Raw genomic sequence first — 16,381 nt, forward strand, 5'->3', positions numbered from 1 at the left:
AAGCACAAGCACAAGCAGAAGCACAAGCGCAAGCTGAATCTGTAGCACAAGCACAAGCTGCTGTTCAAAATGGTACAGCAACAACTGATACTACTACAGATACTTCTGCTCAAGATTCATCAGCTGATTCTTCTGCGCAAGCACCTGCACAACAAGCTCCAGCGCAACAAGCATCAACTCCAGCACAAAGTGCACCTGCACAACAAGCATCAGCTCCAGCACAAAGTGCACCTGCACAACAAGCATCAGCTCCAGCACAAAGTGCACCTGCACAACAAGCATCAGCTCCAGCACAAGCTGCTAAACCAGCAACTACAAATAATTCATCTTCAAGTGCTGCTAAACCATCAACTGTAACACCTACTCAAAACACAGCAGGTAACACTTACCCAGTAGGTCAATGTACTTGGGGTGTTAAATCACTTGCTTCATGGGTTGGTAACTATTGGGGTAATGCAAACCAATGGATTGCTAGCGCACAAGCTGCTGGTCACTCTGTAGGTACTACACCACAAGCTGGTGCAGTTGCTGTATGGCCATATGATGGTGGTGGTTATGGACACGTTGCATACGTAACAGCTGTTCAAAGCTCTACAAACATTCAAGTTATGGAAGCTAACTACGCTGGTAACTCATCAATCGGTAACTATCGTGGATGGTTCAATCCAACTTCATCAACTTGGGGTGGCGGAACTGTCTACTACATCTACCAATAATAAATCTGTGAGAAGGATTATGTCCTTCTCTTTTTTTATCTTTCTATTTTCCCTGTATTTAGCGGATTTAACGCATTTGTCATTGAAAAAATGCTAAAAAAACGTTAAAATGGTAAAGGATAAAAACTTTGGAGGAAATCATGTCTTATTCTGATTTAAAATTGTTTGCCTTATCGTCAAACAAAGAATTAGCAGAAAAAGTAGCTTCGGCTATGGGAATTCAACTCGGAAAATCAACTGTTCGTCAATTTTCTGATGGTGAAATCCAAGTCAACATTGAAGAATCAATTCGTGGCGACCATGTCTTTATTTTGCAGTCAACTAGCTCACCAGTTAACGATAACTTGATGGAAATCTTGATTATGGTTGATGCTCTTAAACGCGCTAGTGCTGAAAAAATTAGTGTGGTTATTCCTTATTACGGTTATGCTCGTCAAGACCGTAAAGCTCGTTCTCGCGAACCGATTACTTCTAAATTAGTAGCAAATATGCTTGAAGTAGCAGGAGTTGATCGTCTTTTGACAGTTGACTTGCACGCTGCACAAATTCAAGGCTTCTTTGATATTCCAGTTGATCACTTGATGGGTGCACCATTGATCGCTGATTACTTCGACCGTCACGGATTGGTTGGAGACGATGTTGTTGTCGTTAGTCCTGACCATGGTGGTGTGACTCGTGCACGTAAATTGGCACAATTCCTCCAAACACCGATTGCTATCATTGATAAACGTCGTAGTGTTACAAAAATGAATACCAGTGAAGTTATGAATATCATTGGTAATGTTAAAGGTAAAAAATGTATCTTGATTGATGATATGATTGATACAGCAGGTACTATTTGTCACGCAGCAGATGCTCTTGCAGAAGCTGGTGCAACAGCAGTTTATGCTTCATGTACTCACCCAGTTCTTTCTGGACCTGCTCTTGAAAATATTGAAAAATCAGCAATCGAAAAATTGGTTGTTTTGGATACTATCTATCTTCCAGAAGAACGTTTAATTGATAAAATTGAACAAATTTCAATTGCTGAGTTGATTGCAGAAGCTATTACTCGTATTCATGAAAAACGTCCTTTGTCACCATTGTTTGAAATGGGAACAGCTAATAAATAAGGATGACTTAAAGGTCAGAAAAAATCGTTGGTGTAAAATTCCAGCGGTTTTTTATTTTTAACTATTAACATGTGGATAACTTTGCAACTTGACTTTTTAGCAGTCGCTGTGGATAACTTGAAAAAGGGTGTATAATTATCAAATTTCATGTATAATAGATATAATTAAATTTTTGAGGTGAGACTATGAGTTTAACAGATCGTTTTAATAAAAATCTAAATAAAATTGAAGTATCGTTGATTCGTCAATTTGATCAGTCTATTTCTGACGTGCCAGGCATTATGAAATTGACTCTTGGAGAGCCTGATTTTACAACACCTGATCATGTTAAAGAAGCAGCCAAAGCAGCCATTGATGCCAATCAATCTCATTATACTGGTATGGCTGGTCTTCCTGCTCTTCGTCAAGCTGCTGCAGATTTTTTGAAAACAAAATACAATTTATCATATAATCCTGATAATGAAATTTTAGTGACAATCGGAGCAACTGAAGCCTTGTCTGCAACTTTGACAGCTATTTTGGAACCTGGTGATACTGTGCTTCTACCAGCACCAGCTTATCCTGGTTATGAACCAATTGTTAATCTTGTAGGGGCTGAAATTGTTGAAATTGATACAACGGCTAATGATTTTGTTTTAACCCCAGAGATGCTTGAAAAAGCTATCTTAGAACAAGGTGATAAATTAAAAGCTGTTTTGCTTAATTATCCAACTAATCCTACTGGTGTTACTTATTCACGTGAACAAATTAAAGCTTTGGCAGACGTGCTTAAGAAATATGATGTTTTTGTAGTTTCAGATGAAGTTTATTCTGAGTTAACTTATAGTGATGAACCTCATGTCTCAATTGCTGAATATCTTCCAGAACAAACGATTTTAATTAATGGGCTTTCTAAGTCTCATGCTATGACTGGATGGCGTATTGGGATGATTTTTGCGCCAGCTAATTTTACAGCGCAATTAATTAAGAGTCATCAATACTTAGTTACAGCTGCTGCGACAATGGCGCAATTTGCTGCAATTGAAGCTCTTTCTGCTGGTAAGGATGACGCTCTTCCAATGAAGGCTGAATACTTGAAACGTCGTGATTATATTATTGATAAAATGTCAGCGCTTGGCTTTAAGATTATCAAACCAGATGGAGCATTTTATATCTTTGCAAAAATTCCTGCTGATCACGAACAAGATTCATTTAAATTCTGTCAGGACTTTGCGCGTGAAAAAGCAGTTGCATTCATTCCAGGTGTTGCTTTTGGTAAATATGGTGAAGGTTATCTTCGTTTGTCATATGCAGCTAGCATGGAAACAATCACAACAGCTATGGATCGTTTGAAAGAATTTATGGAAGAACATGCAAAATAAGGAAACTTATGGTCTCGTCCTTTATAATCGTAATTATCGTGAGGATGATAAGTTGGTTAAGATTTTCACCGAGACGAATGGAAAGCATATGTTTTTTGTGAAACATGCTAGTAAATCTCGTTTTAATTCGGTCATTCAGCCATTGACGATAGCTAAATTCATTTTAAAAATCAATGAGGCTGGCTTATCATTCATTGAGGATTATAAGGAAGTTGCTTCATTTAAGGCAATTAATGCTGATTTATTTAAGTTATCTTATGCTTCTTATGTAACAGCATTAGCTGATGCGGCTGTGCCAGATGGTGTGGCAGATCCGCAGCTATTTGCCTTTTTAAATAAGACGCTTTCTTTGATGGAAGATGGGCTTGATTATGAGATTTTGACTAATATTTTTGAGATTCAGATTTTGGAACGATTTGGTGTTAGTCTAAATTTTCATGACTGTGCTTTTTGTCATCGTGTAGGTCTTCCTTTTGATTTTTCACATAAATATTCTGGGCTGCTTTGTCCAGAACATTATGCTAAGGATGATCATCGTAGTCATTTAGATCCTAATGTCCTTTATTTGGTAGATCGTTTTCAAGCGATTCAATTTGACGAGTTAAAGACGATTTCAGTTAAACCTGAGATGAAACGAAAATTGCGTTTATTTATTGATGATATTTATGATAATTATGTTGGATTACGTTTAAAGAGTAAAAAATTCATCGATGATTTGGGCACTTGGGGAAATATTATGAAATAAGCTCACTTGATAAGCGCAGAATTTCTGTGTTTATCTGGTGGCTTTTTTTTCTGAAAGCAGCTCTAAAATTTTCAAAAAATGAAAAAAATCGCGAATCATGCTATAATAAGGCGATAATGTTTTGTGAGGAAATTCATATGAAAAAAATTGCTATTGATGCTATGGGCGGCGATAATGCACCTAAGGCTATTGTCGAAGGTGTTAATCGTGCCCTAGCAGAATTCTCAGATATTGAGATTCAACTTTATGGAGACGAAGCAAAGATTAAAGAGTATTTGACAGCGACAGAGCGTGTGTCAATTATTCATACAGATGAAAAAATTAATTCCGATGATGAGCCAGCTAAGGCAATTCGTCGTAAAAAGAAAGCAAGTATGGTACTTGGCGCACAAGCTGTTAAGGAAGGTACAGCAGACGCTGTGATTTCTGCAGGTAATACAGGAGCTCTTCTTGCAGCAGGTCTTTTTGTTGTGGGACGTATTAAAGGAATTGATCGTCCAGGGCTTATGTCTACTCTACCAACTTTAGATGGTAAAGGTTATGATATGTTGGACCTTGGTGCTAATGCGGAAAATACACCTAAACACTTGCACCAATATGCTATCTTAGGATCATTTTATGCTAAAAATGTTCGTGGCATTGATAAACCTCGAGTTGGTCTGCTAAATAACGGAACAGAGGCTACTAAAGGTGACCCGCTTCATAAGGAAGCTTATGCTCTTTTGGCAGAAGATACTAGTTTGAATTTTGTTGGAAATGTTGAAGCGCGTGATTTGATGAATGGCGTTGCTGATGTTGTGGTATCAGATGGATTTACTGGAAATGCTGTTCTTAAAACAATGGAAGGAACTGCCCTTAACATTATGGGAAGTTTGAAATCTTCTATTAAGTCTGGTGGCTTTAAGGCAAAATTGGGAGCACTTCTATTAAAAGATAGTTTGTACAGTCTAAAAGATTCTATGGACTATTCAAGTGCAGGTGGGGCTGTTCTTTTTGGTCTTAAAGCACCTGTTGTGAAATGCCACGGTTCAAGTGATGCACAAGCTGTTTATTATACTATTAGACAAGCTCGTAAGATGTTAGATACAAATGTCGTTGGTCAGTTGGTAGAAGCATTTACACCCAAAGACTAACGAAAAGGGAGGACGAGATGACAAAAGAGACTATTTTTGAAAGGATTAGTTTCATTATTAAAGAGCAAATGAATAAACCTGATTTGGAGATTACGCAAACAACTAGTCTTCATGATGATTTGGGAGTTGATTCAATTGCTTTGATGGAATTTATCATTAATTTAGAAGATGAGTTTCATTTGGAGATTCCTGACGAAGATGTTGAAGACATGAAATGTATGGGAGAAATGATGGAATATCTCTATAATAGAGTAAATTAAGCAAAAACGTTCGCTAAAAGCGGACGTTTTTATTTTTATTTTATTAAAAAGTCTGTTAAATATTGAAATTGGTTAGAGCATGTGTTAAAATTTAGTAGAATAAAAGCGAAAGGCGAACAAAAACATGTCACGACAACTAATTTATACGGGAAAAGCTAAAGATATTTACACAACTTCAGAAGATGAGAACTTGATTATTTCAGTCTACAAAGACCAAGCAACAATGCTTAATGGTGCTCGTAAAGAGACTATTAAAGGTAAAGGCGTTCTTAATAATCAAATCTCATCTTTAATTTTTACTAAATTGAATGAGGCAGGTGTGGCAACTCACTTTGTTAAGCAATTGTCAGAAACCGAACAATTGAACAAAAAAGTTGATATTGTTCCACTTGAAGTTGTTTTGCGTAATGTTACTGCAGGTTCATTCTCAAAACGTTTTGGTGTTGAAGAAGGTATCAAATTAGACACACCGATTGTTGAATTTTACTATAAAAATGATGAATTAGATGATCCATTTATCAATGATGAACACGTGAAATTTCTTGGTATTGCAAGTGATGAAGATATTGCATATATCAAAGCAGAAACACGCCGTATCAACGAACTATTGAAAGATTGGTTCAAACAAATTGGTCTTACTTTGATCGACTTTAAATTGGAATTTGGTAAAGACAAAGATGGCAAAATTATTCTTGCTGATGAATTTTCACCAGATAACTGCCGTCTTTGGGATGCTGAAGGTCACCACATGGACAAAGATGTCTTCCGTCGTGATCTAGGTAGCTTGACAGATGTATACGAAGTTGTTCTTGAAAAATTAAAAGGACTTGACTAAGCCACTACACTTGCTAAGTAGTTGACAGAGAAATTCTAAAAAGGGTAAAAAATGGATAAACGAATTTTCGTTGAGAAAAAATCAAATTTTAATATTAAAGCTCAAGCACTTGTCAAAGAGCTTAAACATAATCTTCAATTAACAAGCTTGACTGATTTACGTATTATTCAAGTTTATGATGTTTTTGGTTTGGCAGATTCGCTTTTCGAACGTGCTGAAAAACATATTTTTTCTGAACAAGTAACAGATAATATTTTGGCTGAAAGTGATGTGGTTGCTGAACTTGCTAACTATGCTTTCTTTGCTATTGAATCACTTCCTGGTCAATTTGACCAACGTGCGGCATCTTCACAAGAAGCTTTGCTTTTACTTGGTAGCAATAACGATGTAACTGTTAATACTGCACAACTTTATCTTGTTAATAAAGACATTGATGTATCTGAACTTGATGCTGTTAAGAACTATCTTCTTAACCCAGTTGATTCTCGTTTTAAAGATATTACAACTGGTATCGCACCACAAGCATTTTCAGAATCTGACAAAACAATTCCAAATCTTGATTTCTTCAAAACTTATACAGCAGCTGAATTTGCTGAATACAAAGCAGAACAAGGTTTGGCAATGGAAGTTGATGACCTTATTTTCATCCAAGATTACTTCAAATCAATTGGTCGTGTACCAACTGAAACAGAATTGAAAGTTTTGGATACTTACTGGTCAGACCACTGTCGTCATACAACATTTGAAACTGAGCTTAAACATATTGATTTCTCAGCGTCTAAATTCCAAAAACAATTGCAAGCAACTTATGATAAATACATTGCTATGCGTGACGAACTAGGGCGTTCTGAAAAACCACAAACATTGATGGATATGGCGACTATTTTTGGTCGTTACGAACGTGCGAATGGTCGTTTGGATGATATGGAAGTGTCAGATGAAATTAACGCATGTTCTGTTGAAATTGAAGTTGATGTGAATGGTGTTAAAGAACCTTGGCTTCTTATGTTCAAGAATGAAACACATAATCACCCAACAGAAATTGAACCATTTGGTGGTGCGGCAACATGTATTGGTGGTGCTATTCGCGACCCATTGTCTGGACGTTCTTATGTTTACCAAGCAATGCGTATTTCAGGAGCTGGCGATATCACAACACCAATTTCAGAAACTCGTCTTGGTAAATTGCCACAACAAGTGATTTCTAAAACAGCAGCTCACGGTTATTCTTCATATGGTAACCAAATTGGTCTTGCAACAACTTACGTTAAAGAATATTTCCACCCAGGATTTGTTGCTAAACGTATGGAACTTGGTGCAGTAGTCGGTGCAGCACCAAAAGGTAACGTTGTTCGTGAAAAACCAGAAGCTGGCGATGTGGTTATCCTTCTTGGTGGTAAAACAGGTCGTGATGGTGTCGGTGGTGCGACTGGTTCATCTAAAGTTCAAACAGTTGAATCTGTTGAAACAGCTGGTGCAGAAGTTCAAAAAGGTAATGCCATTGAAGAACGTAAAATTCAACGTCTTTTCCGTAATGGTAATGTGACTCGCCTTATTAAAAAATCAAATGACTTTGGTGCTGGTGGTGTCTGCGTTGCTATCGGTGAATTAGCTGATGGTCTTGAAATTGACCTTAATAAAGTGCCACTTAAATATCAAGGACTTAACGGAACTGAAATTGCTATTTCTGAATCACAAGAACGTATGGCTGTTGTGGTTCGTCCAAAAGACGTTGATGCTTTCGTAGTAGAATGTCATAAAGAAAATATCGATGCAGTAGTAGTTGCTACTGTTACTGAAAAACCAAATCTTGTCATGACTTGGAATGGTCAAACAATCGTTGATATTGAACGCCGTTTCCTTGATACAAATGGTGTGCGCGTGGTTGTTGATGCTGATGTCGTTGATAGTCAAGTTGAAATGCCAGAACAACGTACAACATCAGCTGCAACACTTGAAACAGATGCTGCAAATGTGCTTTCTGACCTTAACCACGCTAGTCAAAAAGGGTTGCAAACTATCTTTGATAGCTCTGTTGGTCGTTCAACAGTTAACCATCCAATTGGTGGTCGTTACCAAATCACACCAACAGAAAGTTCTGTTCAAAAACTTCCTGTTCAAAACGGTGTAACAACAACAGCTTCTGTTATGGCTCAAGGGTTCAACCCATATATCGCAGAATGGTCACCATATCACGGTGCAGCTTATGCTGTGATTGAAGCGACAGCACGTTTGGTTGCAACAGGTGCTAACTGGTCTAAAGCGCGCTTCTCTTATCAAGAATACTTCCAACGTATGGATAAAAAAGCTGAACGCTTTGGTCAACCAGTTTCAGCGCTTCTTGGTTCAATTGAAGCACAAATCCAACTTGGTTTGCCATCAATTGGTGGTAAAGACTCAATGTCTGGTACATTTGAAGAATTGACAGTACCACCAACATTGGTTGCTTTTGGTGTGACAACAGCAGATAGCCGTAAAGTTCTTTCACCAGAATTTAAAGCTGCTGGTGAGCATGTTTACTACATTCCAGGTCAAGCTATTTCACAGGAAATTGACTTTGACCTTATCAAAGCTAATTTCGCCAAATTTGAAGCAATTCAAAAAGAACACCACATCACATCAGCTTCAGCTATTAAATATGGTGGTGTGATTGAAAGCTTAGCACTTGCTAGCTTTGGTAACCATATCGGTGCTAAAGTTGAGTTGGCAGAACTTTCAACTAGTTTGACAGCACAACTTGGTGGTTTTATCTTTACATCTGCAGAAGAAATTGCAGGAGTTAACAAAATTGGTGAAACTACTGAAGACTTTACACTTACTGTCAATGGTGTCAACCTTGCTTGTGACAAACTTCTTTCAGCTTTTGAAGGTAAACTTGAAGATGTTTATCCAACTGAATTTGAACAAAGTACTGAACTTGAAGATGTTCCAGCTGTAGCTTCAAATGCAGTGATTAAAGCTAGTGAAAAAGTTGCTGAACCATTGGTTTACATTCCAGTATTCCCTGGTACAAACTCAGAGTATGATTCAGCTAAAGCCTTTGAACAAGCTGGAGCAAAAGTTAACTTGGTACCATTTGTAACACTGAACGAAGCAGCTATTGAAGCATCAGTTGACACAATGGTTGACAATATCAGCAAAGCAAATATTATCTTCTTTGCTGGTGGATTCTCAGCAGCTGATGAACCAGATGGTTCTGCTAAATTTATCGTTAACATCTTGTTGAACCAAAAAGTTCGTGCGGCTATTGATAGCTTTATTGAAAAAGGTGGTTTGATTATTGGTATCTGTAATGGATTCCAAGCACTTGTGAAATCAGGTCTTCTTCCATATGGTAACTTTGAAGATGCTACTGAAACAAGCCCAACGCTCTTCTACAATGATGCTAACCAACACGTTGCGAAAATGGTTGAAACACGTATTGCTAATACGAACTCACCATGGCTTGCAGGTGTAGAAGTCGGTGATGTTTATGCTATTCCGGTTTCGCATGGTGAAGGTAAATTTGTTGTCACAGCTGAAGAGTTTGCAGAACTCCGTGACAATGGACAAATCTTTAGCCAATACGTTGACTTTGATGGTAAACCAAGTATGGATTCTAAATACAATCCAAATGGTTCTGTTAATGCTATCGAAGGTATCACAAGTAAGAATGGTCAAATCATTGGTAAAATGGGACATTCAGAACGTTATGAAGATGGTCTTTTCCAAAACATTCCAGGAAATAAAGATCAACATCTGTTCCGTAGCGCTGTTGAATATTTCACTAAAGGCTAAAACGCACGTTAAATATATTTTATAGATGACATTGACAAGGTACGTTAGTACCTTTTGTCAACTTATTAAAGGGAATAGGTCTTAACTAATTAATCTAGGTAATAAAAAATAATGACATACGAAGTTAAATCTCTTAATGAAGAATGTGGTGTATTTGGGATTTGGGGACACCCTCAAGCAGCTCATGTCACTTATTTTGGACTCCACAGTCTTCAACACCGCGGTCAAGAAGGTGCTGGTATCGTTTCTAACGATAACGGTAAACTTCTTCAACACCGTAATACTGGTCTTCTTTCAGAAGTATTTAAAAATCCTGCTGATTTGGAAAAATTGACAGGTTCTGCAGCTATTGGTCACGTTCGCTACGCGACTGCTGGTTCTGCATCTATTAATAACATTCAACCATTTCTTTATAACTTCACTGATGAACAATTTGGTCTTTGTCACAATGGTAATTTGACAAATGCGGTTTCTTTGAAGAAGGAATTGGAAGATGAAGGGGCGATTTTTAATGCATCATCTGATACTGAAATTTTAATGCATTTGATTCGTCGTAGCCACAATCCAGAATTTCTTGGAAAAGTGAAAGAAGCACTTAATACTGTTAAAGGTGGCTTTGCTTATCTTTTATTAACAGAAGATAAGTTGATTGCAGCACTTGATCCAAATGGTTTCCGTCCATTGTCAATTGGGCAAATGGAAAATGGCGCTTGGGTAGTTTCAAGTGAAACATGTGCCTTTGAAGTGGTTGGTGCTAAATGGGTTCGCGATGTTAAACCAGGTGAAATGGTGATTATCGACGATAGTGGTATTCGCTATGATTCTTATACAAATGACACACAACTTGCTATTTGTTCAATGGAATACATCTACTTTGCCCGCCCTGATAGTGACATTTACGGTGTAAATGTTCATACTGCTCGTAAAAATATGGGTAAACGTTTAGCACAAGAATTTCATCACGAAGCTGATATCGTTGTAGGGGTGCCAAACTCATCACTTTCAGCAGCGATGGGATTTGCTGAAGAATCAGGTCTTCCAAATGAAATGGGCTTGGTGAAAAATCAGTATACACAACGTACTTTCATTCAACCAACACAAGAATTGCGTGAGCAAGGTGTTCGTATGAAACTTTCAGCGGTATCTGGCGTTGTTAAAGGTAAACGTGTTGTCATGGTTGATGATTCTATCGTACGCGGAACAACTTCACGTCGTATTGTTCGCCTTCTTCGTGAAGCTGGTGCGACAGAAGTTCACGTGGCAATCGGTAGTCCAGAATTGAAATATCCATGTTTCTACGGTATCGATATTCAAAATCGTCGTGAATTGATTTCAGCTAATCATACTAAAGATGAAGTTTGTGAGATTATTGGTGCTGATAGCTTAACTTATCTATCAATTGATGGTTTGATTGAGTCAATCGGTCTTGATACAGATGCCCCTAATGGTGGCTTGTGTGTTGCTTACTTTGACGGTAAGTACCCAACACCACTTTACGACTACGAAGAAGCTTACCTTAAGAGCTTGGAAGAAAAAACAAGTTTCTATATTCACGAAGTTAACGAAAACAAATAGGTTGTTATAGCTCTGCTATTTCCCAAAAGGAGAAAATTATTATGACAAAAAATGCTTACGCTCAATCTGGTGTTGATGTTGAAGCGGGTTATGAAGTTGTTGCACGTATCAAAAAACACGTTGCTCGTACAGAACGTGCAGGTGTTATGGGAGCTCTTGGTGGCTTTGGTGGTATGTTTGACCTTACAAAAACTGGTGTTAAAGAACCTGTTTTGATTTCAGGAACTGACGGTGTGGGAACAAAACTTATGCTTGCCATCAAATATGATAAACACGATACAATCGGTCAAGACTGTGTTGCTATGTGTGTCAACGATATCATTGCTGCTGGTGCTGAACCTCTTTACTTCCTAGATTACATTGCGACTGGTAAAAATGAACCTGCTAAACTTGAACAAGTTGTTGCGGGTGTTGCTGAAGGTTGTGTTCAATCTGGTGCAGCTCTTATTGGTGGTGAAACTGCTGAAATGCCTGGTATGTACGGTGAAGATGACTATGATTTGGCTGGTTTTGCAGTAGGTGTTGCTGAAAAATCACAAATCATTGATGGTTCAAAGGTTTCTGATGGTGATGTTCTTCTTGGACTTGCTTCAAGTGGTATTCACTCAAACGGTTATTCACTTGTTCGTCGTGTCTTTGCTGATTACACAGGTGAAGAAGTTCTTCCAGAACTTGAAGGCAAGAAATTGAAAGAAGTTCTTCTTGAACCAACTCGTATCTATGTTAAAGCGGTACTTCCACTTATTAAAGAAGAATTGGTTAACGGTATTGCCCACATTACTGGCGGTGGTTTCATCGAAAATGTTCCACGTATGTTCGCTGATGATTTGGCTGCTGAAATTGAAGAAGATAAAATTCCAGTTCTTCCAATTTTCAAAGCTCTTGAAAAATATGGCAACATCAAACACGAAGAAATGTTTGAAATCTTCAACATGGGTATTGGTTTGATGATGGCAGTTAGCCCTGACAAAGTTGAACGTGTGAAAGAATTACTTGACGAACCAGTTTACGAACTTGGTCGCATCGTTAAAAAAGCAGATGCAAGTGTGGTGATTAAATAATGAAAAAAATCGCAGTATTTGCGAGCGGTAACGGGTCGAATTTTCAAGTTATTGCTGAGCAGTTTCCGGTTGAGTTTGTCTTTTCAGACCACCGAGATGCTTATGTCTTAGAACGTGCTGAAAAACTGGGTGTAACAACTCATACTTTTGAGCTTAAAGAGTTTGACAGTAAAACAGCTTATGAAGAAGCGATTGTGGCTTTGCTTGAAAAATATGACATTGATTTGGTTTGCTTGGCTGGTTATATGAAAATTGTTGGGCCGACTTTGTTAAAAGCTTACGAAGGTCGTATTATCAATATTCATCCAGCTTATCTTCCTGAATTTCCAGGTGCTCATGGTATTGATGATGCTTGGGAAGCAGGTGTTGACCAGTCTGGCGTTACCATTCACTGGGTTGACAATGGCGTTGACACAGGAAAAGTGATTAAACAAGTTCGTGTGCCTCGATTGGCTGACGATACCATTGAAAGTTTTGAAGCTCGCATTCATGAAAATGAGTATAAGCTTTATCCTGAGGTTTTAGAGAGCTTGGGAGTTGAGAAAAAGTAATCTCAAAAGTTAGATTTTGTGATAACTTTGAAGGTTAAACATAACAGTAACATCTTTTTAAAGGAGAAAAAATGACAAAACGTGCACTAATTAGTGTTTCTGACAAAGCGGGCATTGTTGAATTTGCTCAAGAATTGAAAAAACTTGGTTGGGATATTATCTCAACTGGTGGAACAAAAGTTGCGCTTGATAAAGCAGGTGTTGATACAATTGCGATTGATGATGTGACTGGTTTCCCAGAAATGATGGATGGTCGTGTGAAGACACTTCACCCAAATATCCACGGTGGTCTTTTGGCTCGTCGTGACCTTGACAGTCACCTTCAAGCAGCAAAAGACAATCACATCGAATTGATTGACCTTGTTGTGGTTAACCTTTACCCATTCAAAGAAACAATTTTGAAACCAGATGTGACTTATGCTGATGCAGTTGAAAACATTGATATCGGTGGACCTTCAATGCTTCGTTCTGCAGCTAAAAACCATGCTAGTGTTACAGTTGTCGTTGATCCAGCTGATTATGCTGTTGTTTTGGATGAATTGTCAGCTAATGGCGAAACAAGCTTTGAAACTCGTCAACGTTTGGCAGCTAAAGTCTTCCGTCACACAGCAGCTTATGATGCTTTGATTGCAGAATACTTTACAAAACAAGTTGGTGAAACAAAACCTGAAAAACTCACAATCACTTACGATTTGAAACAACCAATGCGTTATGGTGAAAACCCTCAACAAGACGCTGATTTCTACCAAAAAGCTTTGCCAACAGATTACTCAATTGCTTCTGCAAAACAATTAAACGGTAAAGAATTGTCATTTAACAATATCCGTGACGCTGACGCTGCAATCCGTATTATCCGTGATTTCAAAGATCGCCCAACTGTTGTTGCGCTTAAACACATGAACCCATGTGGTATTGGACAAGCTGACGATATTGAAACTGCTTGGGATTACGCTTATGAATCAGATCCAGTATCTATCTTTGGTGGTATTATCGTTCTTAACCGCGAAGTTGATGCAGCAACAGCTAAGAAGATGCATGCTATCTTCCTTGAAATCATCATTGCACCAAGTTACTCAGAAGAAGCTCTTGAAATTTTGACAACTAAGAAGAAAAATTTGCGAATTCTTCAATTGCCATTTGAAGCTCAAGAAGCTAGTGAAGCTGAAAAAGAATACACTGGTGTAGTCGGTGGGCTTTTGGTTCAAAACCAAGATGTTGTCAAAGAAAATCCAGCTGACTGGAAAGTTGTGACAAAACGTCAACCAAACGAACAAGAAAAAACTGCACTTGAATTTGCTTGGAAAGCTATCAAATACGTTAAATCTAACGGTATCATCGTGACAAACGATCACATGACACTTGGTGTTGGTCCTGGTCAAACAAACCGTGTCGCTTCAGTTCGTATTGCGCTTGATCAAGCTAAAGATCGTCTTGACGGTGCTGTTCTTGCTAGTGATGCTTTCTTCCCATTTGCAGATAACGTTGAAGAAATTGCTGCTGCAGGTGTGAAAGCTATCATCCAACCTGGTGGTTCAGTTCGTGACCAAGAATCTATCGACATGGCTGATAAATATGGTATTGCTATGGTATTTACAGGTGTTCGTCACTTCCGTCACTAAGATAAATTAATTAGACTTCCTTTATTAAATATATAGCAAGAGCACCTCAGCTGATGTCTGGGGTGTTTTTGTTTAAGTTTAATATAAGGTATTCTTAAGTATTTCTTAAGTCAGGATTACTATACTAACAATAACTCCTAAATAAACTTTTTTTCATAGTCCAATTCAATCCCAGTCTATCTAGATTGGGATTTTTAAATTTTTATAGCAATTTTTAAAAACTTATCATAGGAATCCCATCTATTTCCGAACAAATATGTTATAATATAACTATATAATTCGTGAAAATATTTTGTTTTTGCGTGCTTTGTTAATTCTGGAGTTTAAGCTCCTGTGATTGTTTTCTATTGAGGTATTTTTTCTTATGAAACTTTTAGTTGTTGGCTCTGGCGGGCGTGAGCACGCTATTGCTAAGAAGTTGTTGGAATCTCCTCAAGTGAGCCAGGTTTTTGTTGCACCTGGTAATGATGGGATGACACTTGATGGACTTGATTTAGTAAATATCGGAATTTCCGAACATTCTAAACTAATTGACTTTGCGAAAGCAAATGATATTGCTTGGGCATTTATCGGCCCTGATGATGCTTTAGCTGCGGGAATCGTTGATGATTTTAATGCTGCGGGCTTGAAAGCTTTTGGTCCAAGTAAAGCAGCTGCGGAGCTAGAATGGTCTAAGGATTTTGCAAAATCAATTATGGCTAAATACCATGTTCCAACAGCTGCTTACAGCACTTTCTCAGATTTTGAGCAAGCAAAGAGCTATATCGAAGAACATGGTGCACCAATCGTTGTTAAAGCTGATGGTTTAGCACTTGGTAAGGGTGTTGTGGTTGCTGAAACAGTAGAACAAGCCGTTGAAGCTGCACATGAAATGTTGCTTGATAACAAATTTGGTGACTCTGGTGCGCGTGTGGTCATTGAAGAATTTCTTGATGGTGAAGAATTCTCATTGTTTGCTTTTGTCAATGGTGATAAATTCTATATTATGCCAACAGCTCAAGACCACAAACGTGCTTTTGACGGCGATAAAGGTCCTAATACTGGTGGTATGGGAGCTTATGCACCAGTGCCACATTTACCACAGTCTGTAGTTGACACAGCCGTTGAAACAATTGTTAAACCAGTTCTTAACGGAATGATTGCTGAAGGTCGCCCATATCTTGGCGTTCTATACGCGGGACTTATTCTGACAGCTGATGGTCCTAAAGTTATTGAATTTAATTCACGTTTTGGTGACCCTGAAACACAAGTTATTTTGCCACGTTTGACATCTGATTTTGCTCAAAATATCACTGATATTTTGGATAACAAAGAACCAGAAATCACTTGGACAAATGAAGGCGTGACTCTTGGTGTCGTGGTTGCTTCAGAAGGATATCCAGTTGCTTACGAAAAAGGTGTTCGTCTTTCTGAGAAAACATCAGGTGACATTATCACTTATTATGCAGGAGCTAAATTTGCTGATGACAAAGCTTTGCTTTCAAATGGTGGTCGTGTTTACATGTTGGTAACAACTAAAGACGATGTTAAATCAGCACAAGACACAATCTATGCTCAATTATCACAACAAGATACAACTGGTTTATTCTATCGAAACGATATTGGAAGTAAAGCAATTGGACGTTAAACCCAAATG

13 protein-coding genes are annotated in these 16,381 nt (G+C 38.0%); all 13 read left to right on the plus strand.

All coding sequences use genetic code 11. The annotated features are described in order from the left end of the window. On the plus strand, nt 1–716 hold a 716-nt coding region (locus BLP98_RS08565), incomplete at its 5' end, for a CHAP domain-containing protein (protein ID WP_142349372.1). 140 nt (nt 717–856) lie between these two features. Beyond that, entirely contained in the window at nt 857–1,828 is a 972-nt protein-coding gene (locus BLP98_RS08570; RefSeq protein ID WP_006531291.1) for a ribose-phosphate diphosphokinase, read from the plus strand. 185 nt (nt 1,829–2,013) lie between these two features. After that, a complete protein-coding gene (locus BLP98_RS08575) occupies nt 2,014–3,189 on the plus strand; it encodes a pyridoxal phosphate-dependent aminotransferase (protein WP_074482913.1) in 1,176 nt (391 codons plus the stop codon). Continuing rightward, nucleotides 3,179–3,934 carry a DNA repair protein RecO gene (recO, locus tag BLP98_RS08580; protein ID WP_074482914.1) on the plus strand — a complete coding sequence of 252 codons (756 nt, stop codon included), beginning with the start codon at nt 3,179–3,181 and terminating at the stop codon, nt 3,932–3,934. The genes BLP98_RS08575 and recO overlap by 11 nt, the downstream gene beginning before the upstream one ends. A 137-nt stretch (nt 3,935–4,071) precedes the next feature. Continuing rightward, nucleotides 4,072–5,067 carry a phosphate acyltransferase PlsX gene (plsX, locus tag BLP98_RS08585; protein WP_074482915.1) on the plus strand — a complete coding sequence of 332 codons (996 nt, stop codon included), beginning with the start codon at nt 4,072–4,074 and terminating at the stop codon, nt 5,065–5,067. A gap of 17 nt (nt 5,068–5,084) precedes the next feature. Next, nucleotides 5,085–5,327, plus strand: coding sequence for an acyl carrier protein (locus BLP98_RS08590; protein ID WP_074482916.1), 243 nt, complete (start codon nt 5,085–5,087; stop codon nt 5,325–5,327). 124 nt (nt 5,328–5,451) lie between these two features. After that, entirely contained in the window at nt 5,452–6,162 is a 711-nt protein-coding gene (purC, locus tag BLP98_RS08595; RefSeq protein ID WP_074482917.1) for a phosphoribosylaminoimidazolesuccinocarboxamide synthase, read from the plus strand. 51 nt (nt 6,163–6,213) lie between these two features. Continuing rightward, a complete protein-coding gene (locus BLP98_RS08600) occupies nt 6,214–9,939 on the plus strand; it encodes a phosphoribosylformylglycinamidine synthase (protein ID WP_074482918.1) in 3,726 nt (1,241 codons plus the stop codon). Nucleotides 9,940–10,050: 111 nt separating this feature from the next. Further along, nucleotides 10,051–11,514, plus strand: coding sequence for an amidophosphoribosyltransferase (purF, locus tag BLP98_RS08605; protein ID WP_074482919.1), 1,464 nt, complete (start codon nt 10,051–10,053; stop codon nt 11,512–11,514). Nucleotides 11,515–11,555: 41 nt separating this feature from the next. Further along, a complete protein-coding gene (purM, locus tag BLP98_RS08610; RefSeq protein WP_033152113.1) occupies nt 11,556–12,575 on the plus strand; it encodes a phosphoribosylformylglycinamidine cyclo-ligase in 1,020 nt (339 codons plus the stop codon). After that, complete coding sequence (purN, locus tag BLP98_RS08615; RefSeq protein WP_074482920.1) at nt 12,575–13,126, plus strand: phosphoribosylglycinamide formyltransferase; 552 nt, start codon at nt 12,575–12,577, stop codon at nt 13,124–13,126. The genes purM and purN overlap by 1 nt, the downstream gene beginning before the upstream one ends. 71 nt (nt 13,127–13,197) lie before the next feature. Beyond that, nucleotides 13,198–14,745, plus strand: a complete 1,548-nt coding sequence (gene purH, locus BLP98_RS08620; protein ID WP_074482921.1) for a bifunctional phosphoribosylaminoimidazolecarboxamide formyltransferase/IMP cyclohydrolase — start codon at nt 13,198–13,200, stop codon at nt 14,743–14,745. A 364-nt stretch (nt 14,746–15,109) separates the two neighbouring features. Next, the gene (purD, locus tag BLP98_RS08625) at nt 15,110–16,372 is read left to right on the plus strand and encodes a phosphoribosylamine--glycine ligase (RefSeq protein ID WP_074482922.1); all 1,263 of its coding nucleotides are present in this window, start codon (nt 15,110–15,112) and stop codon (nt 16,370–16,372) included. Nucleotides 16,373–16,381: the final 9 nt, after the last annotated feature.

Source organism: Streptococcus equinus (genome assembly GCF_900104225.1).
Taxonomy (GTDB): Bacteria; Bacillota; Bacilli; order Lactobacillales; family Streptococcaceae; genus Streptococcus; species Streptococcus equinus_D.